Origin of the sequence: Halobacillus sp. (genome assembly GCF_049282395.1) — a bacterium.
Taxonomy (GTDB): Bacteria; Bacillota; Bacilli; order Bacillales; family Halobacillaceae; genus Halobacillus.
Map to the genome: position 1 here is coordinate 1 of NZ_JBAPTY010000040.1, position 19,800 is coordinate 19,800.

Genomic DNA, 19,800 nt, shown 5'->3' on the forward strand with positions numbered 1-19,800 from the left:
ATTAAACCACCCGGAGGCCGTTTTAATTAGAGCGGTCGAACCCAAAGAAGGCTTGGACCTTATACAGGAAAGAAGAGGAGATAAAAAAGAAAAGGACTTTACAAATGGACCCGGAAAATTAACGAAAGCCTTAGGGATTATCAAATCGGACTATGGACATCCTCTGGACCAATCACCACTGTATATCAAAAAAGGCTTTTCCCCTGAACATATTTCCCAAGGGAAACGAATCGGTATTGACAACTCTGGAGAAGCCCGTGACTATCCGTGGAGATTTTGGATCACAGAAAACAGGTTTATTTCCAGATAACGTTTAAGCCAATACTTTCATAAGAAAACACACCTTTGTATGAGGTGTGTTTTCTTATGAAAGTATTTTGAAATAACGGCGCTATCGTTTTTCACCCTAAGTAAAGGGTAACCTCTCCCCTCAGCAAAAATGCTTCGTTCATAAACCATTACTTTTTGTAAATCAATAGATTAATTAAAAGTGGATCCCTATTCATAGAGGCTACCTTTGAGATTAGCCATTTTCGCTCCTTATCTGCGCATAAAACCCAATTGCTGCTACAAATGAAGTGGTATGTACGGCAAGCAAGACACCGCTCCCCCCTCCATCAAACACCGTACTATTGATGAGAGTGGACAGCTGCATAACGAAGATAATTAACAATAGACAAGTTGAAATCTTCATACTATCAATTCCTTTGTAAGATTTTATTTTCACAAGTTTAACACATTTTTTCCTCAATTTTCCTTTAACTATTAATTTTACAGAATTTTTGGTCATTTGATTTACATCCACACTTCTGTCAGGCTTAGATAGTTAAAGTAAGATCTTGAAAAGAAAGCAAGGTGATCCCATGATTGAAATTAGAACTTCTACACTTACGGATGAAGACTTAAACAGAGGTGTCTTCGCGAATCAGGATATCCCGAAAAATACACTCATTCATCAGGCTCCTGTTATCCCTTATCCTAATGAGGAACATGTTCATATAGAAAAAACCCGGCTGGCTGATTATGCGTTTGAGTACGGCGAAAACCATACAGCATTCGTATTGGGGTACGGCATGATGTTTAACCATTCCTATGAGCCGAACGCGAACTATGTCATTAACTTTGATAACGATACGTTTGACTTCTATGCTTACCGGGATATTAAAGCTGATGAAGAAATTCACATTAATTACAATGGTTCAGTAGATATCCAGGACACGTTATGGTTCGATCAGGAGTAATAATAAAGAGGCACCCGGATTACCGGGTGCCTCTTTTCTTATGAGGTGTGCCTTAACACCTCATAATTTCAATTTAAGAAGGAAATCCAAGTATAGTTTTGGTTTCCAAGTATTCTTCAATACCATAGTCGCCCCATTCTCTTCCTATTCCGGATTGCTTATACCCTCCGAATGGAGCAGAAAAATCAGCTTCAGTGTCGTTCACTTTGATACGACCTGCACGAATTCCAGTTGCTGCTTTTCTTAGATTTTCCGGGTCATTGCCTATTACGTAACCAGCTAAACCATAAATAGTTTCATTAGCAATTTCAATAGCTTCATCAAGCGTATCATATGTGATGATAGTGGTTACTGGCCCAAAGATTTCCTCTTGTGCAATTACCATATTATTTTGAACATCTGTAAATACGGTAGGTTTGGCATAATAGCCTTGGTCAAGCCCATCCGGCTTACCGGTTCCTCCCGTTAATAGAGATGCACCTTCATCTAGACCTTTTTCAATATAGGACTGCACGGTATCCCACTGTTTCTTGGAAATCAACGGACCTATCAGGTTATCCTCTCTTGGATCCCCTACAGGGAATTCAGGTAGAACTTTCAGCACAGCTTCTTCAAAAGACTTCTTCATTTTACTAGGAACAAGCACCCTTGTAGCAGCTGAGCATACTTGACCTGTGTTCGTTGCAATATGATTAACGGCTGCTCTTGCTGCGACTTCGACATCAGCATCTTCCAACACCACAAGTGGAGATTTACCTCCCAGTTCGAGCGCAAAATTCTTAATAGTTTCAGAAGCATTCTCCATGATTTTCTTCCCTACAGCTCCTGATCCAGTAAAGGAAACAAAGTCAATATCAGGGTGTGAGCTGATCCCATTTCCTATGACTTCCCCTGTGCCATTAACTAAGTTAAAGACACCTTTTGGAACTCCTGCTGCTTCAAAGATTTCTGTTAAAATAATGGCCGCAAATGGAGTCATTTCTGCTGGTTTTAAGATAACCGGGCTGCCTGCCGCAAATGCACTGGCAATTTTGGTTGAAGTTTGATTCGTAGGGAAATTCCAAGGCGTAATTAAACCACTTACACCTATGGTTTCTTTAACTACTGTATGGCCACCACGATCTTCCATGAAAGAAAAATCCTTCAATGATTCTGCCGCTTGTGAGAAATGATTGTAGCCCATTGTGTAATGAACTTTTTCTGAAATCTTCTGAGGCGATCCTAATTCATCCGTTATGGTTTCAATAATATCATCTTTACGTTTCTCATATTCTTCAGCAATTCGTTCCAGCATTTCTACACGTTCCTGTTTAGAAGTTTGAGAAAATGAAGGAAGTGCTTGTTTTGCTGCAGCAACCGCTTTATCTAGATCTTCTTTTGTACCCATACTAATTGTTCCAATTACTTCTTCCGTAGCTGGATTTATAACATCATAGGTTTCAGAGCCTGTTGATTCTACCCATTCCCCGTTGATGAAATGTTTTAATTGATTGCGCATATTTCATATCTCCTTTTTTCATCTTTCAATTTATGATCAATAAAATAATCTTATTTCTTTCGTATAGCGTAATATATCCTTTATTGATCTACTTGAAACATCTTAGTGATTTGAAAACTGGAGAAAAAAAGCAGCACAACATGCAGTTAAGCCACATCTGCGTAAATTCTTTAATTCTGTTGTTCCTTCAGAACTCTTCTTAGTATTTTACCGGAACCGGTTTGAGGAAGCGAGTTACGAAATTCCACGTACATAGGTATCTTGTATGCAGCCATGTTTTCTTTAGCCCAGAATTTTAAATCACTTTCGTTTATTACTTTCTCTGGCTTTGGTATAACAAAAGCTTTCACAACTTCCCCTTTATGTTCGTCAGGAACGCCGATCACAGCAACCTGTCCTATAGCCGGATGTTCTTTCAGTAAAGCTTCGACATCCTCAGGAAATATACTAAAACCTGACGATTTGATCATTTCTTTTATGCGCCCTTGAAAATACAAATACCCGTCTTCATCCAAATAGCCAATATCTCCTGTACGCAGCCACCCATTGGAAAGACTTTCGGCTGTAGCTTCCGGCCTTCCCCAGTAACCTTTAAATACTCCCGGACTTTGAATAACAATCTCGCCGGATTTTCCAGCCCTCTGTACCTGACCAGTTGCTGGATCGCAAATCTCGATCGATGTCCCCCTGATCGGTACACCAACAGAACCGAATTTGATGTTATCCTGTGGCATATAGGTATCCACCGTGTGGGTTTCGCTTAACCCATATGAAGCTTCAAATAACTTGCAGTTAGGTGCGACTACCTTCCATCTCTCAGCTAAGTTCTCTGTAACCGGCATGCCAAAACTTGTACATAGATTCAGCTTCAAGTCCTCCAATTGATTCTCTTCGGCAATTGACAAAATAGCATCATTCATCGGCGCAATACTATACCATACGGTAACGCAGTACTTACGAAGGGCTTTAAATATCGACATGGGCTCGAACCGAGCAAACAGTACACATGGCGCGCCAGTGTATACAGGTATATTAACCCCCATAACCATCCCTGCAATATGGCATAGCGGCATGACAGCAAGCCATGTTTCTTTTTCATCTACTTGATTAACCTTTACAGCCGCTGCTGTTTTGTACAGCGCATTTTCATAAGTTAACATGGCTGCCTTTGGACGGCCGGTTGTGCCAGATGTAAAGGCAAGCAGAGCTGTGTCTTCAAGCTTTACATCTTCCGGATAGGTCCATGATTGAGATTCCTGCATAATCTCTTCCCACATTGTTTCGTTAGGATTAAGTTCAAGAGCCGGACTATTAAGATCTTTTGGAATCGTCCAACTGGGAGTATCAGGAATCAAGTCTTTATAACGAATTACAATAATACGCTTTAAATGTTCATTTACCTTACGTACTTCCGACAGGAGCTCCCCTCCCGCAAACATACCTGACATGTCAACTTCTTTAATTAGATATTCAAGCTCATTAGCTTTATACATAGGGTTAAGCGGACAGACCACAGCTCCAATATACTGGATGGCGTAATGACCAATAATGTACTGGGGACTATTTTGCATAAATAATCCTATTCGATCTCCTTTTTCAAAGCCCGCTTGCCGTAAGAATCCTGCCACTTTTTGAACCTGATTGAATAAATCCCGCCACGTTATACTGCTTCCATAGTAGAAGTACGCAGGATCTTCAGGCCGTTCTTCAGCATGCTGCTGCAGATAATGAAATAAAGGTTTTTTCCCTCTACTGTACATCCCTGTGCCTGCGGGTGATTTTAAGTGTCCTTTCATAACTTCTATCCCTCCTCAATGAGACATAGGCCAGTCAGCCAGTCGCCTTTTACTTTTTAAATCGCCTGAAGCTCCTGCCGATTCTAGAAAACGCATTAAAAAAGAGCGTGTCTGGTTTGGCTCAATAATATCTTCTAATAAGAATTTCCCTGCAGCCTTATAGGGGGAACTATCAAAGTTCCATTGCTCGAGGTATTTAGACCTTTCTTCTTCAGGTCGTTCAGCCTTTCGTATGTGCTTTCCATATACGACATTAATCCCTACTTCAGGTCCCGTGAAATTTATTTCAGCTGCCGGCCAAGCTGCTACAACATCTGCCCCCATTCCTGGTCCACACATATTTCCATACGCAGCTCCTACGCTCTTTCGGATAATGATTGAAAATTTAGGTATCGATGATTTGGCTAAAGCTGTATTCCAATTCATAATTTTTGCAGGCATTTTCTGTTTTTCAGCACGACTGCTGATTCTAAATCCAGGTGTATCGTGAAGAAAAATGAGTGGAATATGATATGAATCACAGAGACATATAAAGTCCACGGCTTTATCACACTCCTCAGGTCCTGAAGCCCCTGCCATGTGCAGAGGCTGACTCGCAATCACTCCTGTTACACGACCGTTTAATCGAGCCAGTCCAGTAATCAAAGCTTTACCATAAAAGGATCGAAAATTCATGAATGAATCTTTATCAAATAAACGTAGAAGGAGTAATTTCATATCGTAAGCCCGCCTTAAATTGGAAGGAACAATTTCCTCCAAATTGCAGTGCTCCATATCAGAATCGATGGGTGGCTTCTGGGGAGGCGTTTCATCAGCGTTTGAAGGCATATAACTGAAAAATCTTCTTAATGCTGCAATGGCTTCTTTTTCATCTTCAGCAATATGATCAATCTGCCCAGTATAAACGGCATGCATATCCGGACCCCCGAGCTCCTCAGCGGACATCTCTTCTCCACTTGCAATCTCCAGCATACGTGGACCAGCTACAGCCATACTTGTCCCTATTACTTGTGTAACAAAATCTGACGTAACAGCCATCCACGTCGGACCGCCGTAACTTTCTCCCAGAATCGCTGTCATAATTGGACTTTCACGGCCATGGTCTAACAGACTGGAAGGAAACAGCTTATCGCTTATTCCGTCAGAGCCCATTCCATCAGGCATTCTTAAGCCTCCGCCTTCACATAAATTAAAAAGTGGAAGTCTTCTTTTTCTTGCATAAGAGTGAAAGAATTCACTTTTTCTAAGGTGAACTTCCCCTTCCGTGCCAGACAGTACCGATATATCCATCGCCTGTACAACTGCCTCTCTCCCATCGACGCGGATAATCCCTCCAATCAGCCCATCAGCCGGGGTGCGTTCCTCCATTCCAGAAACCGGAGAATGAGCCAAAGCTCCTAATTCAAGAAAAGATCCTTGATCGGCAAGAAGATCAATTCTTTCCCTGGCACTATAAGACGTCTGTTTTTTTCCTCGATGTTCCTGAGCTTCCCTCTTTTTTTCTCTAAGTATTTCTGTATTCCTTTCCATAGCTTCCTCCTTTTGTAAATACTGACCAGTAGGTATGTATGATTTAAAAATATACAATAATACTAACTCAAGTATAAATACACTTTTCTGAAAATTCAATATAGTTAAATTTTGTTTTTATTACGTTATTAGCTTTTAGCTATCTACTTACAATAAAAGATCACTAATTCGCTTGTTAAAAAAAGCGCAGAACCGAATCTGCGCTTTCTTTATATTACTATGAGCTTTGAGCAACATCCTGTTTACTATCATTCGTTTTGGTTTCATTGTGGTCTTCCTTGTCCCGCCTCGGATTTTTTATAAAGAAGGAAAGGACAAGACCTATGATGGCCGAGATCCCTGCTACAATGAATGAAACATTAACCCCGTGAACAAGTCCCTCTACTCCTTCTCCGGGACGCGCCGCGGTTGTCATTACTGTCACTAAAAGCGCTGTTCCTACTGCACCTGAAACCTGACGCATTGTATTATTCATTGCCGTACCATGAGCGATTAAACGTGAAGGAAGCTGATTTAAACCAGCTGTTGTTACCGGCATCATCACCATTGCTACACCTAACATGCGGACCGCGTTAATTACTGTTAAATAGGTTAGAGAAGTTTGCGGTGATAAATCTGCAAACATAAATGTCGTTACGGTGAGAATAAACAGTCCAATTATAGCAAGCCATCTTGCACCAAACTTATCGAAAAGTCTACCTGTAATTGGATTCATAAATCCCATAATTAAGGCTCCTGGGAGAAGCACCAGTCCTGATTCGAGTGCACTGTATCCCAGCATATCCTGCATAAGGATTGGCAGTACGGTGGCTGCTCCAATCATGGCGATAAATACCACCATCCCGAGTGCTGTCGTGAGCGTAAATATATTGAACTTAAACACCCTGAATTCAAGAATCGGCTGTGGCAACTTGAATTGACGAAGGATAAAAATCGTCAACGCAACGGCACCAACCACCATGGATATAAGTACCTGCTGACTTCCCCATCCATTTGTGCCCGCCACACTGAATCCATATAACAATCCTCCAAACCCTAAAGAGGAAAGAATAATGGAGGATACATCCAGTTTCGGGTATGACTGCTTGGTTACATTTTTTAATATGAAGTAAGCCAGAATAAAATCAATAATTACAATTGGCAATATAACAAAGAATAAACTTCTCCACGGGAACTGTTCGACGAGCCAGCCAGATAGAGTAGGCCCGATGGCTGGAGCGAATGAGATCACCAGTCCGAACATCCCCATTGCTGAACCGCGTTTTTCTACAGGGAATATGAGAAACAAAATGGTTTGCATGAGCGGGATAATAATCCCGGCACCAGAAGCCTGGATAATTCGTCCCAGCATTAATATAGAGAAATTGGGGGATACTGCACAAACAAGCGTTCCCACTGCAAATAAACCCATCGCTGTAAGGAATAACTTTCTAGTCGTAAAACGTTCAATGAGAAAAGCAGTGATTGGAATCATGACCCCATTTACCAGCATAAAAATGGATGTCAGCCACTGAGCTGTACTTGCTTCCAGATTCAAATCCCTCATTATATGAGGCAAAGCTGTTCCCAGTAACGTCTGATTTAAAATTGCAGCAAAAGCACCAGAGAGAAGTACGATAATCAATGGAACTTTATTTATATTTTCTGGTCCTGTTTCTTGTTGATTAGACATATAATTTCCTTCTTTCCATTCAATAAATGACGATTATTTAACAAGTCCTTTTTTTAATAAACTGAGTTCAGAAATATATTTATCCAGCGCTTCCGTCTCTGAGAGTTCATTGGATACACAATGGACTAAATTATGAAACGTTACCGCAATGAGAATCTGCATGAGATGATAAAATTCTTTTTCATTAGAAACATGAAGAGATTCCATATCTACGAGTCGGTAAATATCATGAAAACGGTGTTCAATATTCTGCTTGGTTAAATTTTTTGTAAACGCATGTTCAATTTTGTAATTCATATTCATTAATACATTTGTGATAAAATTACTATTCCCGTTTTCTCTTGAGAATTGGAAAACCGTTTTATAAACCTCTGTCATCGCTTGAAACAGATCTCCGTTAAACGTCTTTACATTTTCAATGAAATTCTTATGCCGTTCTTCGGCATGCTCATTTAGCAAATAGAAAAAAGCATCTTCCTTATCCCTAAAATATTGATAAAAACTACCTCTTGGAATCTCAGCTCTCTTTAGAATATTGGCGATAGAAGCCTCATATAAAGACACACGCGAGAACTCCTCTCGTGCAGCTTCAACCAGCTTACTTTTTTTATCATCGTTCAAATTAAAAAAGGTTTGTTTAGGCATTCATCTAACTCCTTACTCAATAAAATGACACCATGTCACATTCAGCACAAGAGCTACTATAAGTGACATAGTGTCATATGTCAACAATAGGACTGTAAGGACTCACATTCATGTAGTTTTCATCAAAATGACGAGTAAAAATTGGTGAATGTGCAGATATTAAACATGCTTCAAACTAAATGAGAAAAGGAGGTTACGACATGAAAAAGAAATTGATGTTATTAGCGTTGTCTATCGTTATGTCTACTGGACTTCTAACTGCTTGTGCAATGGACGACGATAATCAAATGAATAACCAGCCTGAGGACGTAAACTACGACCCAATGCGTTATGGAGACAATGAAAACCGTATGAATTACGATCGTATGGATGACCGGATTGATAACGGTCGTATGAACGAGGACCGTATGAACGAGAATCGTACGAACGAGAATCGCGGACCAGACATGGGAGCAGACCCTCGTGATGTAAGGGAGCCTGGTGAACGAGAAAGACGCGACCAGTAAGCCGTGATTTCTTGTACAACATGCTTACGAATTCAAAATTTCTCCTTGGATATGAGAAAAGTTCCCACACATAAGACAAGCCTGCCCTACTCATAATAGGACAGGCTTATAAGCCAAGTGTTAATGAGAAGAGTTGAGTCTAATGAGAAGAAATGTACAATGGTGGCCCCTGCTCGGTTCAATTGGTATTGGCTTTGCAGCATACAGCATGATGAATGGTCGAGGGTCCAGAGATAAAAAAGGTCATTCAGATTTAACGACCATGGATAATGAGAACTAAACATCATTCTCTTTCGATAAAAAAACAGTCAGCATAATGCTGACTGTTTTTGAGATTATTATTCATTTAATGACAATAGCGGGTCATACGTACGTATAGGATTCGTGAACTTTATTCCAAAATCAGTCTGACTAACCACTTCCGGATCCAATATAGCATCACCTTCCGGTTTTATTCCGTTTTCAACCCAATCAGTTAAATCAGCAAAAGCTTCTGTTTCTTCTACTGGAGTAAACTCGCAGTGACCTACAGCTCGAACAGCCCTGCTGACAAGTAGATCAGACTCTCCATTTGCAGCTACTTTCTCAGCATATAACTGTTCCATAGAGAAAGGCACAAACAGATCACCTAAAGTATGAAGTGTAAGTACAGGTTGATGAAGTTCCCCTGATATTCGTGGTATTTTTGACAGCCCATTCTTATTTCGAGCTTGAGGGTCAGCAGTAATCTCAGGTATCTTCTCAGCTAAGTACATCTCTTCCACCGATAATTCTGAATTGGAATCAAGTTGATAGATAGAATCTGTGTTATCGATGATATTGCCTGGTGTTCCATAGGAGAAGTCCGATCGGTATAGGGTAAATAGAAAATTATTCCAGCTTGAAAACGCAAGATCGAACAAGGGCCGTTCACCGCCTGATAAATACATCGTTAGATCTTGAAGCATTTCTCCTTCTAAAGTCAGTACGCCTGTATTAAGCCTGATCGCTTGTTTTATTTTAGGAACTACAGTGGTTTGATAGTTTTCTTCCGCTGGGAAAATAGGGTCGATTCCTGCTAGAACCTGGGAAGCAAGATTAAAATCTGCAAAAAAGTCAAATAATTCGTTATCCCCCATCACACCGCACATAGGCATGGCTCCATCATATTCATTGCGAAATTGTTCAATTAGAACCCCTGTAATATGTCCCCCCATAGAATGCCCCACTATATAAGTGCGCTTCGGCTTCGCGATTTTTCCGTTGAAGAACTTTCCAAGAGCATGGGTGTCTATGACTCCTTGTTTCACATCATAACCATTGGTGCTATAGCTGGACGCCCCCCACGCATACCCTTTTTCCAGAAGGTATTTCCTTAAATTTTCTGGATTATCTACCGTTAACTCTTTAACCTCTGCATTTCGATACCCATGAGCGTAAAGAACAAGCTCCCCATTCCATTTTTCAGGGACTTCAATTCTATAACCTGCTCCCTTATGTACACCCCAATACCTATCTGTTTCTATCCCACTAGGTGCATCAAATGGCAGTTTTTCCTTATCTACAAAGTAGCTCGTACTTTCTGCTGCCTCTGAACTCTCTCCGTAAAACCCAAATAGAACCACGAAAAAAACCGCCACGCATGTAAACATACGTAAACCCATACTCCGCTTCCTCCCTTATTTGGTTAGTTATGAAATTAATGTCAGAATTTTCTAACATAAATTTATTTTACCTCAAACATTTTATATTTTCCATTCTAATTGTTTCAATTATATTAACGTGCTGGTTTAATAAATCTGCTAACTGTTGAAGACCCGGTTTCGTAACTTTCAAGGAATAAATCGTATCTGAGATAACGGATCGCTTACCATCGGCGTGTATATTGATTTTCTTGATAGTGGCACTCCAGGTAAATAAGCCTCTTATGACAAATCAGAATTAATGTTTAACTGAACTATATACAATAAATGTTAAATAATTAAAAGTAGTTTTTTTGGAAACATCAAAAAAACTGGAAGGATAGTAATCCTTCCAGTTGACAGGCTGTTGAGAATCTTTCCTCAATAGCCTTATTTTTCTATTTATTTCGACAAATTCGTTATATAATAAAGAAAATGAATAAAGGAGCGATGCTTTATGATGGGTGTTCCTGTTAACCACCGCCACGATAAAGTTTTGGCCTCAACCGAAGAGTATGTGCCTCCCAATCATTTTCTAAGAGCTGTCGATGAAATTATTGATTTTTCGTTTATTGAATCCATCGTCTCCCCTTATTATTGCCACCATAACGGACGTTCCTCCATTCCGCCGATTACTTTATTTAAGATGCTTTTCATTGGTTTTTTCTATGGCATTCGCTCCGAAAGACAATTGGAACAAGAAATTAGAGCCAATATCATTTATCGATGGTTCTTAGGTTTTTCTCTTCTCGACCCCATCCCTGACCATTCCACCATTAGTTTTAACCGTCATAAACGCTTTAAAGACACGACGGTCTTTCAGGACATCTTTGAAGAAATTGTTCGTCAAGCCCAAGACCACCGGCTGGTGGAAGGTCGCATCCTTCTCACGGATTCTACTCATATTAAGGCCAGTGCCAATAAAAACAAATATGTGCGACAAGTGAAAACCGAGAAAGTCGCTCATTATTTAGAAGAGTTAGAAGAAGATGTTCAAAAAGATCGGGAGGAACACGGAAAAAAGCTTTGAAACCCAAAAGCGCTCGCGTTTCCCCATCGAAGAAAACCAAAATGACCCGGGAAAGTGTGACGGATCCCGAGAGTGGTTTTCTGATGCGTGATCAAAAGCCTCGAGGGTTCTTTTATTTAGATCATCGGACGGTAGATGCCAAACACAATATCATTACGGATACGTACATCACTCCAGCGAATGTCCATGATTCAGAGCCTTATTTAGAGAGGTTACAGCACCAGAAGAAAACCTTCGGTTTTTCCATTGAGGCCGTGGCGATCGACTCGGCTTATGCGACAGGCCACATCGCCAAAACGTTAAATCAGGAAAATATATTCGCCGTAACCGGTTATCGACGTTTTAAAGGGGGCAATCCAAAGGTTCCCAAAAGGAAATTTCGTTATATCGAATCCATAGATGGTTATGTGTGTCCGATGGGCTGCAAACTTTCTTATACCACCACGGACCGTGAAGGATATCGCCATTACAAAAGCCGTCCGGAGGACTGCCAGGGATGCCCCTTACGGGAAGACTGCTTTTCGGCCAACGCGAAATATCGAACCATTACGCGACACATTTGGGAGGATGAAAAGGAGAAACTTAAAGCCAATAAGCGAACTGAAACCGGTAAGCAATTATATAAATCGCGAAGCTACACGATTGAGCGTAGCTTCGCTGATTCAAAGGAACTCCATGGTTTTCGCTATGCGAGGGGACGAGGGCGGAAGTGTGTCCAAGAACAGGCCCACATGACCGCCACTGCACAAAATATAAAGAAAATGGTTCTCCTATTAATAAAAAGAGAGTAAGATACTCTCTATTCAACTGTATAATCACGCATACATAAAAAGTAAATGTAAAAAAATAGGTTTAAAACTTCATTAAAGTATTGTTTCTCAACAAGCTGAAAACTGGAAGGATAGTAATCCTTCCAGTTGAAAACAGAATTTTACAAGCCGAAGGTTGTCATGCCTCCATCGATAAACATATTCTGACCTGTTGTGTAACTGGATCCTCTTGAAGCAAAGTAGAGAACGGATGTCTTGAGTTCCTCTAACTGACCGAGTCGCTTCATAGGGGTCCTGTTTTCAATCATAGATCTAAATTCATCATTCTCCAATTTTTCACGATTAAAATCTGTTTTGAAGAACCAGGGGCTAATCGCATTCACTGTAATGTTACTCCCCGCTAATTCACCAGCCAGTTGTTTGGTCAGATGAATTACGCCTGCTTTACTAGTTCCGTAGACAGAACTGAAATACAAACTCACATCACCGGCAACAGAGGCCGTATTAATAATCCGACCATACTCTTGTTCTTTCATATAAGGAACAACAGCCTGACTCATGAAGAATACTGATTTCAAATTCGTATCCATCACATGATTCCAATCATTTTCACTAAGTGTATGAACCGTTCCCTGTGAGGTGGTGCCGGCATTATTTATTAAGATGTCAATCTGACCGTACTCCTTATGTATGTTCTCGGTTGTCATTTTAATCGCTTCGTTATCCGTCACATCGCAGACCATTAAGGCTATACGGACCCCGGTTTTCTCTTCTATTTCCCGTGCCGCTTTTTCTAATTTCTCTTTCGTTCTTCCAAGCAGCACAACAACGGCGCTGCTTTCGGCTAGCGTCTCAGCCATTACCCGGCCAATACCGCTTCCTCCACCTGTTACGATTGCTACTTTTCCTTGATTGGAAAATAAATTAATATAGATCACTCCTCATTGGGGGTATTCCTGTATCCTTAATTGTTTTCCTTAGTGGGATCATGAATAAACTACCGCTGCTAAATAGAATTGTCATTCTAATTAGTGAGACTCACACCATTCCAGAGCTTTCTTTTCTATCTCGCTCACAAAGTCTGATTTACCTTTTATATATGAATCCAAATCATTAGGAAACTGCATGGCTAAACGGTGCTTTAAGTTTCCATACTCTTTCCTCACTTCTGAATGGGAGCGTAGATAATCTCTAAAAGCAAGGTGACGGGTAACATTTGCGTCTCCCTGCTCAAACACATGCACATGATGCGTTCGCTGATCACCTCCTTTTTGGAAAAATCGACGGCCTGTCATTCCGTGCTCTCCCCTGGGTTCATAATTTATCGTTCTCATGTGCTGATTACTATGGTCAACCCGTTCTATATCTTTAACGATAACCATTATGTCAATAACAGGCTTCGCTTTTAGACCTGCAACAGACGTACTGCCGATGTGAAAAATATTGATTACTTCAGATTGAAAGATCCGCTCTAATTTTTTTCTTTCTGCTTCATATTTGAGAGGCCATGTTTCATCATATAAGTTGACTTGCACCCTTCTCATCAGACCATCCCTCCATTCCTATGTATATACATTATTGTTTCCAAAACATCGGTTAACGTCTAGCTTCATTATAAAGGATTAACTTTTTCTGTTTCAGAAAATTCGCTTGGACCTATTCCTTCTGCTCCTTCAGAAATAGAATTGAACATTTTGAGAACGTTTGCAAAAAAAGATTCTTAATGGAATTAATTAGTATATAATCAGAGTAAGAAAGTGATTGCTCACCATTGCACAAGTCTATTTCACCACTATTATGTGATTTCTAATTAGAAAGGTGGTTACTTGAAATGAAGATTCTCTATGATAGGAAAAAAGGAGATCGATGGCGCAGTTTTCAAGTTGGTAAGTGGCAGGATGAAATTAATGTACGTGATTTCATAATGAAGAATTTTACTCTCTATGAGGGAAACGAGGATTTTTTATCAGAGCCGACAGCAGATACGCTAAGTTTATGGGATCAAGTATTGGATTTATCAAAACAGGAAAGAGAAAATGGCGGCGTCTTAGATTTAGACACTTCAATCGTATCTTCCATTACCTCCCATGGACCTGGTTACTTAAATAAATCCGTAGAGAAAGTGACAGGTCTTCAAACAGACGCTCCTTTTAAACGTTCGTTACAGCCTTATGGCGGAATTCGAATGGCTTCCGCAGCAGCAGAATCTTATGGTTTTCAGTTGGATAAAGAAGTAGAAACCATTTTTACCAAGTATCGGAAAACACATAATCAAGGCGTTTTTGATGCCTATACCCCTGCAATGAAACTTGCAAGGAAAGCTGGAATCGTTACTGGTCTCCCCGATTCATATGGGCGTGGGAGAATTATAGGGGATTACCGGAGAGTGGCTCTTTATGGTGTTGACCGCCTTATTACTGGCAAAAAACAAGATTTATTACTGATGGAAAACACTATGACCGAAGAAATCATTCGTGATCGCGAGGAAACAAGCGAGCAGATTAGATCGCTACAGGAGTTAAAACAACTAGGATCTGCCTATGGTTTCGATATATCCCGCCCTGCTGAGAATGCTCAAGAAGCTTTCCAATGGTTGTATCTAGGATATCTAGCAGCGATTAAAGAACAAAACGGTGCAGCTATGAGTCTGGGACGTGTCTCTACTTTTCTTGATATCTATATTGAAAGAGACTTAGAGGAAGGTCTCTTAACTGAACAAGAAGCCCAGGAACTCGTAGACCATTTTATAATGAAACTCCGGCTTGTGAAGTTTTCGAGAACTCCTGAGTATAATGAATTATTTAGCGGAGATCCGACCTGGGTAACCGAATCATTAGCGGGGGTTACGCTTGATGGACGGCCACTAGTAACTAAAAATTCTTATCGATTTCTGCATACGTTAACTAATTTAGGAGCGGCACCTGAACCGAATTTAACTGTCCTGTGGTCAGTAAGACTGCCAGAACACTTTAAAAAATATTGTGCAAAAATGTCGATTCAGACGAGTTCTATTCAATATGAAAATGACGATGTAATGAGAGAACGGTACGGTGACGATTACGGCATTGCCTGTTGTGTATCCCCGATGGCAATTGGCAAGCAAATGCAATTTTTCGGAGCCCGGGCAAATCTTGCTAAAGCCTTGCTTTATGCCATTAACGGCGGGATCGATGAACGGTTAAAAATCCAAGTTGCTCCTCCTTACAAACCGATCACTACAGAGTACTTGGATTATGATGAAGTAATGGCAAGATTCAATAACATACTTGATTGGTTAGCAGGTCTTTATGTAAATACGTTGAATGTTATTCACTACATGCATGATAAATACAGCTACGAACGTATTGAAATGGCGCTTCACGACCGTGATGTCCACCGTACAATGGCTTGCGGTATAGCAGGTTTATCCGTAGTAGCTGATGCTTTAAGTGCAATTAAATACTCAAAAGTAAAAGTAATACGTGATGAACAAGGAGTGGCAGTCGATTATGTTGTCGAAGGGGACTATCCCCAATATGGAAATAATGATGACAGGGTGGATCAAATTGCCGTAAATCTAACAAAGCAGTTTATGAATAAAATTAAAACTCATCACACATATAGAAAAGCTGAACCGACTCAGTCCATCTTAACCATTACGTCCAATGTCGTGTACGGTAAACTGACCGGAAGTACACCAGACGGTCGCAAAGCTGGCGAACCCTTTGCTCCAGGAGCAAACCCTCTTCACGGCAGGGATTCTCACGGATCACTTGCCTCTTTAAGCTCAGTTGCAAAGCTTCCATTTGAATATGCGCTCGATGGTATTTCTAATACATTTTCTATTGTCCCTCATGCTTTAGGAAAAGAAGAAAGCATACAATATTCCAATCTCGCGGGTCTGCTTGACGGTTATATCATTAAAGGCGGTCATCATTTAAACGTGAACGTCTTTAACAAGGAAACGCTTATGGATGCGATGGACCATCCTGAGCTATATCCACAGCTTACCATTCGTGTTTCCGGATATGCTGTCAATTTTATCAAACTAACCCGGGAGCAGCAGCAGGATGTTATCTCACGTACTTTTCATAACAGCTTATAAAAATAATGTGAATGAACTCATAAGGAGGAAATAAAATGCCCCACTTCAACCATACAATGAAGGCAGCTGTTGTGAATGATTTTAAACAAAATTTAGAAATGCAGGATGTACCTGTACCAAAAGTCGAACATGGCCAAGTTCTGGTGAAAGTTAAAGCCAGTGGCGTATGCCATACAGACTTACACGCAGCCCATGGGGATTGGCCAGTAAAACCAAAGCTGCCTTTAATCCCCGGTCATGAAGGGGTCGGAGAGATTGTAGAGGCCGGGCCCGGTGTCACCCATGTAAAAGTTGGCGATCGGGTAGGAATCCCGTGGCTTTATTCCGCATGCGGCCACTGTGAATACTGCCTTTCAGGACGCGAAACACTTTGTAAAGATCAGCAGAATGCAGGATACTCTGTAGATGGCAGTTATGCTGAGTACTGTCTCGCTCATGCAGAATACATTGTCAAAATTCCAGATAACTTGACTTACGTTGAAGCGGCCCCTCTATTCTGTGCAGGGGTAACCACTTACAAGGCTTTAAAGGTAGGAAATGCCAAACCTGGAGATTGGGTAGCCATTTATGGGATAGGCGGACTTGGACATGTAGCTGTTCAATACGCCATGGCTATGGGATTTAACGTTATAGCCGTTGATCCGTTTGATGAAAAACTGGAATTGGCACAACAATTAGGTGCAGACAGGACCATTAACCCGCTCACTGAGGACTCTGCAGAGTTTATCCAACGGGAAATCGGAGGCGTGCAGGCTTCTATCTGTACGGCTGTTTCTAAACAAGCCTTCGGTGAAGCCTACAGGGCAGTTAAACGTGGTGGTAAATGCGTAGCGGTTGGACTGCCTCCGGAAACCATGGAAGTTCCTATATTCGATACGGTGTTAAATGGTGTCAGTATTGAGGGATCCATTGTTGGAACCAGAAAGGATTTACAAGAGACTTTACAGTTTGCAGCTGAAGGAAAAATAAAAACGATCGTTGAGACAAAAAAATTAGAGGATATTAATGAAATATTTGCTGAGCTTGAAGCAGGTAAAATCAATGGAAGAATCGTTTTAGTGAACGATTAATAATCCCATTACCGGAAAGGAGGCTGACCATATGAACGGACGTATTCATTCTATAGAGACTTGTGGAGCTGTTGATGGACCCGGCCTCCGTTACGTTATTTTCACTCAAGGCTGTCTGCTTAGATGTCAATACTGTCACAATCCTGATACCTGGAAGATAAGGAGTGGAAAAGAAATGACCGTCCACGAAATCCTTGAGGATATTAAGGATTTCCTCCCCTTTTTCCAGGCTACCGGAGGAGGCGTGACAGTGAGCGGTGGAGAACCATTGCTTCAAATTGATTTTTTAGCCGAACTATTTAAAGAGTTGAAAAAGATGAATGTTCATACAGCCATTGATACTTCAGGAGGCTGCTTTAATCGTGCTCCCCACTTTCTTAAGAAACTGGAAGAAGTATTGACCTATACCGACCTGGTGCTGCTTGACTTAAAACATATTCACCAAGAACGGCACAAAGATTTAACAGGCCTTTCCAACGCTCATATTCTGGATTTTGCTACCTATTTATCTGAAAATCAAATACCCGTTTGGATTCGTCATGTACTGGTCCCTACGATTAATGACCAGGATGAATATTTACATGGCTTAGCTGATTTCATTCAAACACTATCCAATGTAGAAAAGGTTGAAGTTCTTCCTTATCACCTTATGGGAGTCTATAAATGGAGGGATTTAGGGCTACCTTATCAGCTGGACGGAATTGAACCTCCCTCTCAAGAGCAAGTGATCCATGCTCGGCAGATTTTAAATCGTATCTCTCACTAACCAGCGAAGCAGATCCCCGCCTGCCTGGATTCTGCTTCGTTTTTATCAAGCTAATGTAAACGTTAACAAATGCGACACAAATTACCTTTTCAAGATCCCCTAAGTAGTGGTATAATAAAAATATAAAGAAGATAAGAAAAAATCATAAACAACTTAGGTGGCTCAACCATCGCGAGTTCGTTTCCAAGCGAACCTTGACTCAGACTGACAGTAAAGGGAACACATTTCCTGTGTAAAGGATGCAATCAGCCCAAACTAAGGTCGAGTCAGAAACTGCGCTCAATTATAGGTGGATTAAAGCCACTGCGTTTCACTTGTCAGACCATGACCCTTCAAGCCAGTTAGGAGACTTTTTTGAAGAGGTAGTCAACCTGTTGAAACAACCTGTTACCATTTTTATAAAATGGACTTAACCAAGATGAAGAAGGAAACGAATTCTCCTTAGAATCATTCTTCTGAGTATGAGCAAGTTAACTAAATATGTAGGATCTAGGATGATTCTTACATGGTTGGGTCACCTAAGTTGTTTATTACTAAAGCCTGTTATCCAATATCGGATAACAGGCTTTTTTTATATGAAAATATCTAAAATTCATTTTTCCTTCATGGAGTCAGTATTAGACCATAGCGTTTCGCCGTAAGAAAAGAACCTTTAGAATAGCTGTACTTTGAATTTTCGGATGAGATCTGTCATAGTTTCAATTGATACGAATTTCGATTATATTAAGAAATTATAGGGTAAATTTTATACAGTAGATCGAAATATGACTTGAAAGGGTTGTGGTGAACAAAATGCTATACATATGGGATATCGAGGAAATCATTAAAACTACTTTAGAGCAGCATCGCTTAGATATAAACTACGAATCTAACAATAGTCTCTCAGCACCAATGAGTTACAATGTTTCTACAAATACTATCCGCTTTCATTACCTGGAAGTTAATGGTTATATGAGTAAGGTAAAAATAAAAGAGAGCGAAGAAAATCTTGTGAAAATTATTCTGTATCACGAGATTGGCTATTACCTTACTTTTAAAAAACACAAACACGACCTGAGAACGCTCATGTACGGCGGCGATGAAGAGATTGAAGAATTAAAATCCATCATAGAAACCAATGCCTGGGATTATGGAAGAACCCTTGTCCCTGAAGAGCTTGTGGAGTCTTACGATCAAGTTCGAGAGTTGGACAAAATGCTTATTAAAGGTTTGTAATTAGTCCTCCTTATAAATACAAAAAGGTTTTCACAAGTATATTCAAACTTGTGAAAACCTTTTTATTTTTAGGCTCTGTTTAGTTTATTATTAAGTTTTCATAAGAGGCTTATTACGCAATAGGGCCGGATTGTATAAGACTCGACTTCGAGATAAATTGGGCCCGTTACGATATGAGAAAGGGGTTGATGGGGAAATAACTCGTCTTGTTTCATCACCCAGACACTCGAGACATAAGCCGTTCACCAACGGACGAGAAGACCACCGTCCTTTTGATGCTCGGCTTATGCTGTTCGTGTCTTTCGGGGTGATTCCA

Annotated in this window: 18 protein-coding genes; 9 read left to right on the plus strand and 9 right to left on the minus strand. The window is 40.5% G+C overall.

All coding sequences use genetic code 11. The features are described 5' to 3' along the window. Positions 1–310: DNA-3-methyladenine glycosylase (locus WAM07_RS01845; RefSeq protein ID WP_422164277.1), on the plus strand; the 310-nt coding region annotated here is incomplete at its 5' end. Between the two features lie 213 nt (positions 311–523). On the opposite strand, the gene WAM07_RS01850 is transcribed toward WAM07_RS01845, so the two are convergent. Next, entirely contained in the window at positions 524–694 is a 171-nt protein-coding gene (locus WAM07_RS01850) for a hypothetical protein (protein ID WP_422164279.1), read from the minus strand. Between the two features lie 169 nt (positions 695–863). Here WAM07_RS01850 and WAM07_RS01855 point away from each other — a divergent pair, with 169 nt between their 5' ends. Next, positions 864–1,241, plus strand: a complete 378-nt coding sequence (locus WAM07_RS01855; RefSeq protein ID WP_422164281.1) for an SET domain-containing protein — start codon at positions 864–866, stop codon at positions 1,239–1,241. A 73-nt stretch (positions 1,242–1,314) separates the two neighbouring features. On the opposite strand, the gene WAM07_RS01860 is transcribed toward WAM07_RS01855, so the two are convergent. From WAM07_RS01860 to WAM07_RS01880, 5 genes are all read right to left on the minus strand, one after another. Next, entirely contained in the window at positions 1,315–2,739 is a 1,425-nt protein-coding gene (locus WAM07_RS01860) for an aldehyde dehydrogenase family protein (RefSeq protein ID WP_422164283.1), read from the minus strand. Between the two features lie 170 nt (positions 2,740–2,909). Then, complete coding sequence (locus WAM07_RS01865) at positions 2,910–4,535, minus strand: class I adenylate-forming enzyme family protein (RefSeq protein WP_422164285.1); 1,626 nt, start codon at positions 4,533–4,535, stop codon at positions 2,910–2,912. Between the two features lie 15 nt (positions 4,536–4,550). Continuing rightward, positions 4,551–6,065: an acyl-CoA carboxylase subunit beta gene (locus WAM07_RS01870; RefSeq protein ID WP_422164287.1), complete on the minus strand. Its 1,515-nt coding sequence runs from the start codon at positions 6,063–6,065 to the stop codon at positions 4,551–4,553. Positions 6,066–6,282: 217 nt separating this feature from the next. Then, positions 6,283–7,737 carry an MDR family MFS transporter gene (locus WAM07_RS01875; RefSeq protein WP_422164289.1) on the minus strand — a complete coding sequence of 485 codons (1,455 nt, stop codon included), beginning with the start codon at positions 7,735–7,737 and terminating at the stop codon, positions 6,283–6,285. 33 nt (positions 7,738–7,770) lie between these two features. After that, complete coding sequence (locus WAM07_RS01880) at positions 7,771–8,382, minus strand: TetR/AcrR family transcriptional regulator (protein WP_422164291.1); 612 nt, start codon at positions 8,380–8,382, stop codon at positions 7,771–7,773. Positions 8,383–8,582: 200 nt separating this feature from the next. Between WAM07_RS01880 and WAM07_RS01885 the strand changes: the two genes are divergently transcribed. Together WAM07_RS01885 and WAM07_RS01890 are read left to right on the plus strand one after the other, a co-directional pair. Further along, complete coding sequence (locus tag WAM07_RS01885; protein ID WP_422164293.1) at positions 8,583–8,888, plus strand: hypothetical protein; 306 nt, start codon at positions 8,583–8,585, stop codon at positions 8,886–8,888. A gap of 142 nt (positions 8,889–9,030) precedes the next feature. Then, complete coding sequence (locus WAM07_RS01890; protein WP_422164295.1) at positions 9,031–9,168, plus strand: hypothetical protein; 138 nt, start codon at positions 9,031–9,033, stop codon at positions 9,166–9,168. A 58-nt stretch (positions 9,169–9,226) separates the two neighbouring features. Here WAM07_RS01890 and WAM07_RS01895 read toward each other — a convergent pair whose 3' ends face one another. Beyond that, on the minus strand, positions 9,227–10,531 hold the full coding sequence (locus tag WAM07_RS01895) for a hypothetical protein (protein ID WP_422164297.1): 1,305 nt from the start codon (positions 10,529–10,531) through the stop codon (positions 9,227–9,229). Positions 10,532–11,006: 475 nt separating this feature from the next. Here WAM07_RS01895 and WAM07_RS01900 point away from each other — a divergent pair. After that, positions 11,007–12,370 (plus strand): IS1182 family transposase gene (locus tag WAM07_RS01900; RefSeq protein ID WP_422164299.1). Its coding sequence is split into 2 segments (ribosomal slippage): positions 11,007–11,574 and positions 11,574–12,370, totalling 1,365 coding nucleotides; the frame shifts between segments, so codons are not numbered across the junction. Between the two features lie 140 nt (positions 12,371–12,510). On the opposite strand, the gene WAM07_RS01905 is transcribed toward WAM07_RS01900, so the two are convergent. Together WAM07_RS01905 and WAM07_RS01910 are read right to left on the minus strand one after the other, a co-directional pair. Beyond that, positions 12,511–13,287, minus strand: a complete 777-nt coding sequence (locus tag WAM07_RS01905; RefSeq protein ID WP_422164301.1) for an SDR family NAD(P)-dependent oxidoreductase — start codon at positions 13,285–13,287, stop codon at positions 12,511–12,513. Between the two features lie 90 nt (positions 13,288–13,377). Continuing rightward, positions 13,378–13,893, minus strand: coding sequence for a GrpB family protein (locus WAM07_RS01910; protein ID WP_422164302.1), 516 nt, complete (start codon positions 13,891–13,893; stop codon positions 13,378–13,380). 287 nt (positions 13,894–14,180) lie between these two features. Between WAM07_RS01910 and pflB the strand changes: the two genes are divergently transcribed. The 4 genes from pflB to WAM07_RS01930 all read left to right on the plus strand — a co-directional run bounded on the left by pflB (position 14,181) and on the right by WAM07_RS01930 (position 19,484). After that, the gene (gene pflB / locus WAM07_RS01915; protein ID WP_422164304.1) at positions 14,181–16,433 is read left to right on the plus strand and encodes a formate C-acetyltransferase; all 2,253 of its coding nucleotides are present in this window, start codon (positions 14,181–14,183) and stop codon (positions 16,431–16,433) included. 56 nt (positions 16,434–16,489) lie between these two features. Next, a complete protein-coding gene (gene adhP / locus WAM07_RS01920; RefSeq protein ID WP_422164307.1) occupies positions 16,490–17,503 on the plus strand; it encodes an alcohol dehydrogenase AdhP in 1,014 nt (337 codons plus the stop codon). A gap of 31 nt (positions 17,504–17,534) precedes the next feature. After that, complete coding sequence (gene pflA / locus WAM07_RS01925; protein ID WP_422164306.1) at positions 17,535–18,269, plus strand: pyruvate formate-lyase-activating protein; 735 nt, start codon at positions 17,535–17,537, stop codon at positions 18,267–18,269. Between the two features lie 792 nt (positions 18,270–19,061). Continuing rightward, positions 19,062–19,484: a hypothetical protein gene (locus WAM07_RS01930; RefSeq protein WP_422164308.1), complete on the plus strand. Its 423-nt coding sequence runs from the start codon at positions 19,062–19,064 to the stop codon at positions 19,482–19,484. Positions 19,485–19,800: the final 316 nt, after the last annotated feature.

What these genes read in the sequence shown, in the direction of transcription:
- WAM07_RS01850 (WP_422164279.1), bottom strand. Translation starts at nt 694, where the DNA reads ATGAAGATTTCAACTTGTCTATTGTTAATTATCTTCGTTATGCAGCTG.
- WAM07_RS01855 (WP_422164281.1), top strand. Translation starts at nt 864, where the DNA reads ATGATTGAAATTAGAACTTCTACACTTACGGATGAAGACTTAAACAGA.
- WAM07_RS01860 (WP_422164283.1), bottom strand. Translation starts at nt 2,739, where the DNA reads ATGCGCAATCAATTAAAACATTTCATCAACGGGGAATGGGTAGAATCA.
- WAM07_RS01865 (WP_422164285.1), bottom strand. Translation starts at nt 4,535, where the DNA reads ATGAAAGGACACTTAAAATCACCCGCAGGCACAGGGATGTACAGTAGA.
- WAM07_RS01870 (WP_422164287.1), bottom strand. Translation starts at nt 6,065, where the DNA reads ATGGAAAGGAATACAGAAATACTTAGAGAAAAAAAGAGGGAAGCTCAG.
- WAM07_RS01875 (WP_422164289.1), bottom strand. Translation starts at nt 7,737, where the DNA reads ATGTCTAATCAACAAGAAACAGGACCAGAAAATATAAATAAAGTTCCA.
- WAM07_RS01880 (WP_422164291.1), bottom strand. Translation starts at nt 8,382, where the DNA reads ATGCCTAAACAAACCTTTTTTAATTTGAACGATGATAAAAAAAGTAAG.
- WAM07_RS01885 (WP_422164293.1), top strand. Translation starts at nt 8,583, where the DNA reads ATGAAAAAGAAATTGATGTTATTAGCGTTGTCTATCGTTATGTCTACT.
- WAM07_RS01890 (WP_422164295.1), top strand. Translation starts at nt 9,031, where the DNA reads ATGAGAAGAAATGTACAATGGTGGCCCCTGCTCGGTTCAATTGGTATT.
- WAM07_RS01895 (WP_422164297.1), bottom strand. Translation starts at nt 10,531, where the DNA reads ATGGGTTTACGTATGTTTACATGCGTGGCGGTTTTTTTCGTGGTTCTA.
- WAM07_RS01910 (WP_422164302.1), bottom strand. Translation starts at nt 13,893, where the DNA reads ATGAGAAGGGTGCAAGTCAACTTATATGATGAAACATGGCCTCTCAAA.
- pflB (WP_422164304.1), top strand. Translation starts at nt 14,181, where the DNA reads ATGAAGATTCTCTATGATAGGAAAAAAGGAGATCGATGGCGCAGTTTT.
- adhP (WP_422164307.1), top strand. Translation starts at nt 16,490, where the DNA reads ATGAAGGCAGCTGTTGTGAATGATTTTAAACAAAATTTAGAAATGCAG.
- pflA (WP_422164306.1), top strand. Translation starts at nt 17,535, where the DNA reads ATGAACGGACGTATTCATTCTATAGAGACTTGTGGAGCTGTTGATGGA.
- WAM07_RS01930 (WP_422164308.1), top strand. Translation starts at nt 19,062, where the DNA reads ATGCTATACATATGGGATATCGAGGAAATCATTAAAACTACTTTAGAG.